This window comes from Sphingobacterium sp. (assembly GCF_039596235.1).
Taxonomy (GTDB): domain Bacteria; phylum Bacteroidota; class Bacteroidia; order Sphingobacteriales; family Sphingobacteriaceae; genus Sphingobacterium.
In genome coordinates this window covers 89,190-101,118 of record NZ_JBCNKE010000004.1, presented here as the reverse complement: position 1 = coordinate 101,118, position 11,929 = coordinate 89,190, and the positions used below count along the sequence as shown (strand labels likewise).

Genomic DNA, 11,929 nt, shown 5'->3' with positions numbered 1-11,929 from the left:
TGATGGGTACGGAAGTTACGAAGGTAATTGTTATCTTGGGGTCGGCTAAGGCGGTTATGATAACCTTGTAAGCTGTAAGTTTATACAAGAAGAGTCCCGAAAATTAAATGTTAATTTAAAAAAATAAATGAATTTGTAAATCAGCACGATGTTTCACTAAGGTCTCAATACCCAATACTCAATACCCAATACTCAATACAATAATAATGCGAAAATACGACGTCAGCAAACAGGAAAAACAGTCTATCGAAGATATTGTCCAATTTTGGAAAAAGGAGAATCTATTGGATGAACAGAAAGCCACTGAGTTGATGGATAGTCTCGATGTGAAAAGTTTTGACTGGGGCCAATTGGCCCGTTATGCTTTTTGGATCGCTCTGGCCTCACTGGTGTTCGCTGTTTTTTCGCTATTTACAGATGCCTCTTTTTTGGCCTTTGTCGATACGCTTTATGAAGCGCCCAATATTTTATTCTGTTTCTTTTTTGCTGCTGTCGCCGTATTATTCTATACGCTGGGCTTTCGCTACAAAAAACGCTATCCCTATAAAAATCTTTCCACCGAGACCATGATGTTGATCGGAGTATTTGGAACAGCAGCCTGTATAGGTTTTATGGGCAAGGTTTTGGATAAAGATACCATGCATTATTCCCTTTTGTTTTTACTCTCCGTTGCAATATACGGTATTCTTGCTGTAAAGCTCGATAGTAAACTGATCTGGACCTTTATGCTGTTGGCCCTAGGCGTCTGGTTCGCGACCGAGACAGCCTACCACAGCAACTGGGGATTTAAATTCTGGGGGATGAATTACCCTTTGCGTTTTACCATTTTTGGTGCAATGATCACAGCGGCAGCTGTTTGGCTACAGCCACGTTTCCAACGCCTGCAGATATTTCAGCCAGTCAGTTATATCATCGGATTGATTTACCTCATGGTCTCTTTATGGACGCTGTCCATTTTTGGTAACTATTCGGATTTTTATGAATGGACCACGGTACGTCAATACCACATGTTTTATTGGGGTATTTTATCTACGGCGGTGTCCGCTTTTCTTGTTATTTATGGATTAAAGGCAAAAGACAATGTCACCCGTGAAGTGGGCTTCGTATTTTTGGTGCTGAATATCTATACACGTTATGTAGAGTATCTCTGGGATAATATCAATAGAGCCGTATTTTTCCTGATCCTGGCAGTCTCCTTCTGGTTTGTCGGACGCTGGGCAGAGAAACTATGGAACAGACGAAAAGAGGAGCTTGAAAGGTAATAATAAGTTTCAAAAATGAACCGTAAATCCGACTCCGCGATTCGAACTGATACGGAGGCTAGGATCATGGCTCAGGTATTTGCGTATACGTGTGATAAACACATCCATGCTTCTGCCGGTAAAAAAATCGGCATTTCCCCAGACCTTTTCAAGAATATCTTCCCGGGTCACGAGCTGACCATTGTGCTGGCATAAAAACAGGAGCAGGCGTGCTTCGCGTTCTGTAAGTTTATATTGTTCCTGGGCATGGCTTAACAGCAGTTGATCCGGTAAAAACAGATAAGAACCGATTGGAATCGAACTTGATGGCACATGTTTTTGATGACGTTTTAAGATATTCTGTAGGCGAAGTAACAATTCTTCAGGATCACAGGGTTTGGTGATGTAATCATCAGCACCGATTTTCAGGCCTGTTAGTTTATCGATCTTCTGCTCTTTGGCTGTTAAAAAGATGAAAGGAAGTAAAGGAAAAAGCGTATTGATCTCCTTCGCTAGGGTAAAACCGCTTACCTGTGGAAGCATCACGTCCAAAATAATTAAATCATACCCTGAAAGCCTCTGAAAGTCGGTAGTAAGGTCATTCGGTTGCATAATCCAATCCACACTAAAGTCCGAAAGCTCGAGGTATTGTTTCAACATAAATCCAAAATCCGGATCATCTTCTACAAGTAATAGTTTATTCTTCATTTTAATTTTGTCTAAATGGTATCTGAGCTTTGTTCTAGATCTTCATAAAGCCTGCTCTTTTCTAGATCCTGTTCAAATTTAATGGTGGAGCACTTACTTTCCCTTCACAATGTTCGCTTTTGACATAATCCCTTATTCCTCCAGGTGGCCATTTTACCACGAAGTAAATTAACGGGGCAGTAGGACGATAAAAGTTGTCCCTTGCTGCAATTTACTGATTACCTTGATTTCCCCACCGTATTTCTTAATGACATTCTTAACAAGGAATAGACCAAGACCCAAACCTTTTGTGTCATGGATATTGTCTTTTTGTATCCGGTAAAATTTTTCAAAAATATAGGGTAATTCACTTTCTGCCATCCCTTGGCCATTGTCTTTGACCTGAATGGATAGCTGGTTTTTCTGTTCTTCAAAAAGAATACTTAATTGCGTAGCACCATATTTTATTGCATTGTTCATCAAGTTGTAAAAGAGCGTCGTTGCATCGGTGCTGTTAAGACAAATTTGCATAGTGGCATTTAGCTCCACAATAAGTTTGACGGTTGGATTGCATAGCTGAAAATCACTAAAAATAGCCTTTAACTCATCGGATGTTGTCGGTGATGAGTCTGAAGTGGTTTGATGTTCGTTTAGTGGGTTGAGTGTTTGCTCCAGGCGGCTCACCTGGCGTTCAATAACCGCAATGATATGTTTATCGGGGGATTTTAGTAGTGTGCTAGCCGCTATTTTTAAAGTCGCAACTGGTGTTTTTAGTTCATGCGAAATATTGTCTACGACATCGTGTAATACAGCAATCTGTTTGTCCTGCTTTCGGAGATTCGTGATGGTTCGATAAAATAGCCAGATAAATGCGGTCAGAATCAATAGGGTACTGATGAATAAAGAGGTAAGCTCCTTAAATAAAATCCAGTCAAGATTGACCACTTCATAGGAAGTCTTTCGTGGAACCGAAAATACATATAGTATTTCTTGGCTCTCAATACGACCTTCGAGCTTATTTGTTTCAGTTTTTTCTGTGACCCATTTGCTTGTGGATAATTCCATGGGATGCTGGAAGGTTCCTTGTGTGGTATAAACAGTGATCGGTCCGCTGACCAATGGTTTTAGGGCATCTTTATAATAAATGCCCAAAATTTCCTGTCTAAGCATGACATGCATACCGAGAGGTTGAAATATACTGTCGACATATTTAGTTAGCTCGTTGGAAGTTTTCTGTGCATGTGTTTGATACAGGTGTTTTAGACCATCTTCGGTGATTTCTTTCTTGACCAGTTTGATGTAATAATCTCTGGCGATATCCTTACTTAATAAGTTGTGGTCAAAAATAAGATTTGCGTCATCGATATTGTCTAGCTTTTTTTTGACCAACGCAAGTATCTCGCGTTGTTTGAGCCGGTAGGTATTGTATAATTGATAACCTTGAATACCGATAAGGACGGCAAAAAATAAGATGAAGAGGATAATATAATTTTTAGGTTTCAATTCCATATACAAATATAACTGCTAAGGGAGAAGATTATAGACCTTAACACAGCATTAACTCTTCATTAACCGTATTTAGTAGCAATAATGAACAATTTTGGAATATGAAATGCCGAAATATGAAAGGATTATTGTTATTGTTCTTAGCTTCATTGTGCGCTACTGCCCAAACCAAACAGGTAGAGGGGCAAATTCAAAATCAGAACCGTGAAGGACTTGCTGATGCATCCATTGTTGTGATGGATAGTACCTACCAGCGGGTTCTTGAAATGAAGGCGGATTTGGAAGGTAAGTTTGAATTATCATTAACAGCACATACCAAATACTATCTTTCAGCATCCCATTTGAATTTTGGTGCCAAGGAATTATTTTTTTACAGCGATACCCTAAAGAGTCCCCTGATATTGACACTGTTGCCTAAGGCAAAGGAACTTGCGGAAGTGAATGTTGTGGGCCGGCAACCCAGATTGATCCGCAAGTTGGATCGCCTTGAATTCAACGTACAGCATAGTAACCTCTCTGCGCTCAATACCTGGGATATCCTTAAACGCACACCTCTGGTGATGGCAAGCGGCTCAGACTTAATGGTCAGGGGAAGCAAAAAGATTATGGTGCTGATCAATGACCGCAAGATTCTGCTCAGTGGTGAGGAGCTGAAAACCTTTCTGGAGAACACCGCTGGCAACGATGTGCAGTCCATCGAGGTAATTACCAATCCCCCCGCAAAATATGAAGCAGAGGGTAGTACCGTCATTAATATCAAGCTTACCAAATCTACTTTGTACGGGTATAGGGGTTCAGCAGTAGCTTTGGCAGAAAAAAGCACGACCTGGAAACAGCTGTTTGGACTGACGCAGTATTATAAAAACGAAAAATTCAATCTACGTGCAACATACAATTTTGGGCGTGGTACCTATGCCCGTTATGAAACGAATTATGTCTATTATCCAAAGGAACAGCATTCATGGGAAGGTAAAATGGACCGTTTCGATACCAATAATAGCCAAAATACTTATGTCCTTTCGATGGAATATACGCCGGACACAAGCTGGTCAATCAATATGGGGTTAAATGGCTATTATGGGCCGAGAACCTATGGTGTCTATGAAGTGCCTACTGTAATTTACAATAAAGACCATTTGAAGGAATCCAGCTATATGACCACCAATGACCATGAACGTTCCAATAAGACCAATAACCTTTATCTACAGGTGACAAAGAAGTTTGATCCCAAATGGAGTATCCATTGGTCTTCTTATTTCACCTCCAGTCAGGCAACTAACGATCAAGATGTCCTGACCGCATTGAATTTTAAAGGAGAAGAGCCATCCAGCACCCGTTTTATCAGCAACAATAAGAGTGAAAACCAGCTTTTTTCTACACAAATGGATATTACAGGGAAGATACAGGGGTTAGCGGTAGAGTTCGGCGGAAAGTTTAGTGCTGTAAAGACAATAAGTGACCTTATATTCTCGGATGATGAATCAGGTGCTCTTCAGCATCGGCCCGATAAAAGTAGCCTGTTTACGTATAAAGAACGCAATGCAGCCTTATACACGTCATTTAACTACGTTTGGAAGAAGTGGAGCTGGAAAGCGGGGTTAAGGGGCGAGTATACTGACTTGGAGGGATTGATTTCAGAACCTGAAGATATCAACAAGAAGGAGTATTTTGTGTTATTCCCGACCTTCTACATGCAATATACGCTCTCAGACCAACAACAATTTGGATTTTCCTATGGCAAACGCATCAGCCGTCCTGCTTACTCATGGCTTAATCCCGCAAAATCTTATTATAACCTATTTTCCTATTTTCAGGGAGATCCCCGCTTGAGAGCAACGATAGTGCATAACCTCAACCTGACTTGGACAAAGGACAGCTGGAATGTGGACCTATTTTACCGTTTCGAAAAATGGCCTAATATGGAAATCGCTTTGCAGGATAATGCCAGCCATCAATTAATATTTCAATATACCAATATTAAGAAAGGGCAGGGGGCGGGAATAGATCTGGCGAAGAGTTTACAGTTGACCTCCCGCTGGGGATTAAATCTGCAGCTGGAAGGAATGTACAATGAAAACTATTTTATGGGAGCGGATGCCCTGCTACATAAGAATGATGTTTATATTGGTAATGGAAATATAAGCTCAAACTATGTCCTGGATAAAAACGCCGGCTGGAACCTCGAACTTGGCAATACGTTTACCTCACCTACGATTCAGGGACCATTTCGGATTACGGGTTATTCCAGTACCTATCTGACGACCAATCGAAAGTTTTTTAATAAACACGTGGAAGTCAACCTGGCATTTATGGATATTTTCAGGACAGAAAAAATGAGAATCTCGTCAAAATATGCCGATCAAAACAATTATTTCGATGATTATCGGGATACAAGAAAGGTGAGTGTTACGTTGCGGTATCATTTTGGCAACCAGAAGGTCAAGAGTAGCAATCAGCCGAACAAGACCGAAGAGCAAAAAAGGCTTTAGCGATCTATAATCGCATGCTATCCCTGATGGTCACAGATTGATCAGAAACTGCGATATCAGGGATAGCTAAGCTGGAACCTTAATTTATTTTTAGTGAGTAGCTGATATTTACGCCACCTGCTGCAAGCATGTCATGTACCGAACAATATTTCTTTACCGCTAGCTCGGCTGCTTTTGCCGCTTTCACTTCATCAATGTCACCTTTGAGAAAAAAGTTGATGTGGATATCCGTAAATATCTGGGGGATCTCTTCCCGGCGTTTACCTTCTACCTCCACTTGGATGTCATCAATTTGCTGACGTTGTTTTGTCAAGATACTATGCAGGTCAAACACGCTGCAAGAACCCAATGCCATCAACACCAACTCCATGGGGCGAACACCTTTTCCTTCACCACCGATTGCTTCAGAACCATCGATATTGACTTTGACGGAAGATAATTCACTGCTGGCTTCAAAATGCACAGCCTGGTTGACACGGTTCAATTTGACTTTCATGATACTTTTGTATTTATGTAAATAAGGACCCTTTTTCAGTAGTCCAATGTAATACAAATATACGAAAAAGGCAGACGTATATTCGTCTGCCTTTTGTCAGTATGTTGATGCTGGTTTATTTTGTTGCAGGAGCAGTATCCGGCATTTTTACACCACGATATTTGGCCACATCTACTTGTGGAATCTTCGAACCATATTTGGAATTGATTGCATTAATAAAGATGTTCGCCATCAATGCATTACCAATTGGCGTAAGGTGGATACCATCCAACGAAAATGCATTTCCGGTGATATATTTAGCACTGACCGCCAAACCATTGATACGGACACCATCTTTGACATTATTTAAGAATGCGTGAACATCTGCTAATGCCAGGTTTTTCGATGCCGCTGCTGCCTTAATTGCTTCGTTATACTCATTGATCCGTTGAACAACTGTTTCCGTTTCACTGACATCCAGTACATATTTGTCCTCCACGGGATTCAAAGGATGTAGACCATAAGGAATTTGAGCTGCATTTGGCTTGCCTAGTAATCCTGTTGACGAAAATGGAAGCACAAAATAATCTTTATCGGTCGCCGCACGAGGGCCTGCTTTTGTAGCAATAAAGATATTGGTTACCGGAGTTGGTGGTTTTGTCGCATTGACTGCCGCCAATAAAGCTGTACGGGTTACCGTTGTAAAATAAGGAGTTGCTGTTACGTCCGGAATAGTCGCAATAACGCCTTTTTTGTCACCCGTAGTTAAGGCAGTTACGTAGTTGCCCAACAATGTTTTGAAGAGGGCCGTTTCGGTGAGCGTAGATGTAGGACCATCTTCTACACCGCCATTTGTCGCCCAACCAAGTGCGTCATTATTGCCCAGCGCAAAACTAAAAAAGGTGTGGTTTTGTGACGTTGAGTATGTGAAATAGGTTTTTAGGGCGTCAGCGTCGGGTAATAAACGTTCATAATACATATTTCCTGCCTGCGAACCAATACCAGCCTTAAAAGCCATATCCATACGCATTCCGGGGACACCGAGATTATTGATTGGATCAGTATATTTTGTCAATAGTTTTGGTGAGGCCGAACGATAGGCTAATTTGTCTGTTACCTGCGCGGTTACGGGTTGACCATTGACCAATCCTGTCAAAGTAATATAGCCCGATCCGTTGGCTTTCGCATCACTAAAAAACGGTGATTTAAATTCGCCACCACCGACCTGCTTCAATTGCTCTGCAATTAGGTTGGGGTAGGCAACTTTTTGTCCTTCCAGATAAAGACCGCCATCGGCATAGCCAGCGGTCAGAGAATTGCCAATAGCGACATATTTTGTGAAATTGACTGAGCCTGCCGAAGCTTGATACTCATCTAAAGTAGGTTTACATGAGGCGATAGATAAAAGTACTAACGCCGCACCTATATAAAATTTATTTGTTTTCATCTTAATCAAATTTGGCTGTTAATAATTACCATTTATAGCTTACGCCAATTCCCGGTGCAAAAATATTTGTCGAATAGGTACCTGAAAGGTGGCTATCAATGTTAGTGGATTTACGTGGCAGAATACGCTGATAGGCAAATGAACCTGTGATATCAAATTTTGGTGTTGGTTTTATCGTAAGACCGCCGGATACAAGATATCTGGTATTGTCCGGTGTCTCGGGATAAACATAGGCACTCTGTTGTACTGGAGTCGCAATATAACCACCGCCGATACGCAATTGTAATTTATCTGAAGCAATATATTCCAAACCCGCCTTGATGGAACCCGCTTTATCGTAATTTTTCGGCGAATGCGTATCTTTTAATACAGGTGTATTTTCCTTGTAATCGAAATCCAGTGCTTTATAGATATCATAGTTAATCATGGTCGCATCGATTGCCATTTTAAATTTCTCAGAGAGCGGGAAAGCCATTCCGACTGCAAAAGTAGATGGTAATGGTAACTCAGCGCTGAATGTATTGCCGGCAGGGAAATTACTGGCCACAGCTGCTGGGACTTCAAATATTGCATCACCGTCTTTAAGTTTTGTGACTACTTTCGAACGGTAGCTTACGGATATCGCAAATTCGTCTTCCAGGTTGTAGTGGATACCGACGTTATAGCCTGTACCCGTACCTGTACCTTTTAAGGTTGCTAAACCAGCACGGCCATCTGGATAGAATACCGGAACGGAATTTTCCAGATCTACTGTACCTATATTATATACAAAACCACCCCCAACACTAAAGTTTTCGGTAAGTTTGAAACTGAGTGTAGGTTGAATATAAATCGCGCGTAGCGCTAAACTCACCAAACTAAACTTGCCTACCCATTCCTTACCCCAGTCGACAGCGCCACCATAAGGGGTATAAACCCCGATACCAGCTTTCCACCAAGAATTTTTAGGTCCAATTGCCGCAAATAACGAAAAAGGAGTGGAAACCTGATTTCTGGTGTGATAAACAACTGTACTTCCGGTCTCCTGAAATGCAGATTTGTACATCACGGCATTTCCAGCCACCGAAATGGCATTATGATCCATCTTTGCTAAAGCACCCGGACTGTAGAAAATGGAAGATTCATCTATAAAGTAAGCAGATCCTGCTCCCCCCATTCCGACAGCTTTGGGGCTTTGTAGATTCACCTGTGATCCTTGTGCAAACAGGAGTGATGGACTTGCACAAAGTATTGAGAATAATAATTTCTTCATACTAGTGTTTATTGTTGGTTAACGTTCCTCTTTAATTTAAAATACAATGCTAACATAATAAATGTTTGGCTAATATTAATAAATGTTGTGTAATATTTTTTTTGCTCGTACCTTTAAAAGCAAAGAAACTAAAAATTAAACAATTATATATTATGGCTACAATCACTTTTAAGGGTAATCCAGTGAACACAAAAGGCAGTTTACCACAAGTTGGTACACAAGCGCCTGATTTTAAATTGACTGCAGGAGATCTTTCGGATAAGTCACTTGCGGATTTTAAAGGGAAAAAAATTGTGTTAAATATTTTTCCTAGTGTGGACACCGGAACCTGTGCCGCATCGGTACGTGCATTTAACAAAGAAGCATCTCAATTAGACAATACAGTGGTATTATGTATATCGAAAGATTTGCCATTTGCACAGGGCCGTTTTTGCGCAGCCGAAGGCCTGAATAATGTAGTGACATTGTCGGAATATAAAGATTCGAATTTCTCTGACGCTTATCAGTTGGCTATAGCTGATGGACCATTAGCAGGGCTGTTGAGCCGTGTTGTGATTACCTTGGATGAGAACGGTAAAGTTTTGTACGAAGAGCAAGTTGCTGAAATCGCTGACGAACCGAACTACGCAGCTGCTATCGCTTCGTTGAACTAAATCGGGGATAATTAAAATCTCCTATCTATATCCTCGATACGCTAAAGACCAAATAAGCGAAAAAAGCGTGCTTAGCACGCTTTTTTCGCTTATTTGGTCTTTTCTAAAGCCTGTAAGATATCGTTGATAATATCCTCCTGATCCTCTAAGCCAACCGACAATCGGATACTGCCGGGTTGTATACCTAAGTTCAGGCGCTCCTCTTCGGATAACTTCGAGTGTGTCGTCGACGCTGGATGTGTCGCAATAGATCTGGAGTCACCCAAATTGGAGGTATATAAAATCATCTCCAAGTGGTCAACAAAAGCTTTTGCCCGTTCAAATCCACCCTTGACAACCAATGTAACAATACCACCACCTGCTTTCATCTGTTTCTTAGCCAGCTCATATTGTGGATGGCTCGGTAGAAAAGGGTATTTTACATCTTCAATCTCCGGATGATTTTCCAATGCCTGCGCCAATGCCAGCGCATTGGAACAATGACGATCCATACGGATGCCTAAAGTGTCCAGACTTTTGGAAATAATCCAGGCATTAAATGGTGACAATGCCGGGCCTGTATGTCGGATAAAGAACATCAATTTGTCTATTAATTCCTGTTTTCCAACCACAATACCACCCAAAACGCGTCCCTGTCCATCCATGTATTTGGTCGCCGAATGAATGACCAAGTCAAATCCATACTGAATTGGTTTCTGAAGATATGGTGTCGCAAAACAATTGTCGATCGATAGAATAATATTCGGATATTTTTCCTTGAATTTACCCAGCCATTCTAAATCAACCAATTCCAATCCGGGATTGGACGGAGATTCTAAAAATATAATTTTCGTATTGGGCTGTATGGCCTTTTCCCATTCCTCGGGATTAGCCGCATCTACATAGGTTGTGGTAACACCCCAACGCGGGAAAAGTTCCGTAAATAACTGATGGGTAGAACCAAATATCGCACGCGAAGAAACGATATGGTCTCCACTTTCAATAATTGCAGCAAAGGATGCAAATACTGCAGCCATACCCGATGCGAAAGATAAGCCCGATTCAGCTCCTTCCATAATACAGACCTTGTTGATGAACTCCGACGTATTCGGATTGGCATAGCGGGAATAAATCATTGCATCTTCTTCGCCGGCAAAGACCGCCCGACCCTGTTCAGCGCTGTCGAAGATAAAACTTGATGTGAGGTATAAAGGAGTCGAATGTTCGCGAAGTGCTGAACGATCGACCTGTTCACGTATGATTTTAGATTGATCTTTTTTCATGATGCGTAAAGTTACGAGATGAAATTTTTATATTCGTATAATTACCAATGAAATGACCCATTTTATGAAAAAAATAGCCAGATTTTTTTCTCGGAGTTTCCATTCCCTTCTTTTTTCCTGCTCAACAGACGAAAAACTACTCCCTGACCTGAGATGCATGGAAGTACCTGTTGCTCGCTGATTTCTAGCCAACTGGGATTTATATCCGCCTGATAATAAGCTAAAATGGGTATATCTGTTGAAAAAAGGTGGGATGCGAAGCTTTTAATTAAGATGACCTTAAAATAAAAGAGCCGGTCAATATACCGGCTCTTTATTCCTTGGAGTATTTCCTTATTTTTTTACGAACTGCATGACGACAACATCGCCAGAAATAAATGTTAACTCGTTATCTCTAACATCGAAGTTTGTCGTAGATTTTAAGCCATTCATAAATTCGTTGTAAGCCGCATTTTCACAGTGCATCATCGTAGATACCAATTTGTCACCGATTTTAATAGCATTCCCTTTTTCACTTTCGTACGTACCACCGATACCGTTACAGCCGTTGTTACCTTCTACTTTGTGATCTTTGCTTGTGAAAGTTAATGTGGGGATTTTGTCCTTATACAATTCTTTGAGCGCTTTTCCTGCAGTCTCAGGCGTGGTAATTGATTTAAGTTCCCAAGTACCTTCCAAAGAAGCGTTATCCACTACACTTGGCTTTTGAACCGTAGTGGCTGTATCACCAGTGGCGGTTGCTTCAGATTTTTTCCCTGTTGTGTTACATGCGACAGTTGAAAATGCCATTGCAACTGCTAAAATCATCAAATTTACTTTCATAATAATTTCTAATAATATATAAACAATCCTTTTTCTGCACTACAACTTATAATTATCATGCCAATCTTGTCTCTCAGACATGCTATTACTGGCCG

The 11,929-nt window shown here is 41.0% G+C and carries 10 protein-coding genes; 3 read left to right on the top strand and 7 right to left on the bottom strand.

Features of this window, described 5'->3' with window-relative positions; genetic code table 11:
* Positions 1-206 precede the first annotated feature (206 nt).
* Positions 207-1,262, top strand: a complete 1,056-nt coding sequence (locus tag ABDW32_RS10315; protein ID WP_343562058.1) for a DUF2157 domain-containing protein — start codon at positions 207-209, stop codon at positions 1,260-1,262.
* Between the two features lie 9 nt (positions 1,263-1,271).
* Here the strand turns inward: ABDW32_RS10315 and ABDW32_RS10310 are convergent, their stop codons facing one another.
* Together ABDW32_RS10310 and ABDW32_RS10305 are read right to left on the bottom strand one after the other, a co-directional pair.
* Complete coding sequence (locus ABDW32_RS10310) at positions 1,272-1,949, bottom strand: response regulator transcription factor (protein WP_343562056.1); 678 nt, start codon at positions 1,947-1,949, stop codon at positions 1,272-1,274.
* A gap of 168 nt (positions 1,950-2,117) precedes the next feature.
* Entirely contained in the window at positions 2,118-3,437 is a 1,320-nt protein-coding gene (locus tag ABDW32_RS10305) for a HAMP domain-containing sensor histidine kinase (RefSeq protein WP_343562054.1), read from the bottom strand.
* A gap of 113 nt (positions 3,438-3,550) precedes the next feature.
* Here ABDW32_RS10305 and ABDW32_RS10300 point away from each other — a divergent pair, with 113 nt between their 5' ends.
* Positions 3,551-5,923, top strand: coding sequence for an outer membrane beta-barrel family protein (locus ABDW32_RS10300; protein WP_343562052.1), 2,373 nt, complete (start codon positions 3,551-3,553; stop codon positions 5,921-5,923).
* A gap of 79 nt (positions 5,924-6,002) precedes the next feature.
* Here the strand turns inward: ABDW32_RS10300 and ABDW32_RS10295 are convergent, their stop codons facing one another.
* The 3 genes from ABDW32_RS10295 to ABDW32_RS10285 all read right to left on the bottom strand — a co-directional run bounded on the left by ABDW32_RS10295 (position 6,003) and on the right by ABDW32_RS10285 (position 9,097).
* A complete protein-coding gene (locus ABDW32_RS10295) occupies positions 6,003-6,419 on the bottom strand; it encodes an OsmC family protein (protein WP_343562051.1) in 417 nt (138 codons plus the stop codon).
* Positions 6,420-6,534: 115 nt separating this feature from the next.
* Positions 6,535-7,845 carry an SGNH/GDSL hydrolase family protein gene (locus ABDW32_RS10290; RefSeq protein ID WP_343562049.1) on the bottom strand — a complete coding sequence of 437 codons (1,311 nt, stop codon included), beginning with the start codon at positions 7,843-7,845 and terminating at the stop codon, positions 6,535-6,537.
* A gap of 25 nt (positions 7,846-7,870) precedes the next feature.
* A complete protein-coding gene (locus ABDW32_RS10285) occupies positions 7,871-9,097 on the bottom strand; it encodes an outer membrane protein transport protein (protein ID WP_343562047.1) in 1,227 nt (408 codons plus the stop codon).
* Between the two features lie 152 nt (positions 9,098-9,249).
* On the opposite strand from ABDW32_RS10285, the gene tpx reads away from it, so the two are divergent.
* Positions 9,250-9,750, top strand: coding sequence for a thiol peroxidase (tpx, locus tag ABDW32_RS10280; protein ID WP_343562045.1), 501 nt, complete (start codon positions 9,250-9,252; stop codon positions 9,748-9,750).
* A gap of 89 nt (positions 9,751-9,839) precedes the next feature.
* Here tpx and ABDW32_RS10275 read toward each other — a convergent pair whose 3' ends face one another.
* The gene (locus ABDW32_RS10275; protein ID WP_343562043.1) at positions 9,840-11,012 is read right to left on the bottom strand and encodes an aminotransferase class I/II-fold pyridoxal phosphate-dependent enzyme; all 1,173 of its coding nucleotides are present in this window, start codon (positions 11,010-11,012) and stop codon (positions 9,840-9,842) included.
* 333 nt (positions 11,013-11,345) lie between these two features.
* A complete protein-coding gene (locus tag ABDW32_RS10270) occupies positions 11,346-11,801 on the bottom strand; it encodes an META domain-containing protein (RefSeq protein WP_343562041.1) in 456 nt (151 codons plus the stop codon).
* Between the last annotated feature and the right edge of the window lie 128 nt (positions 11,802-11,929).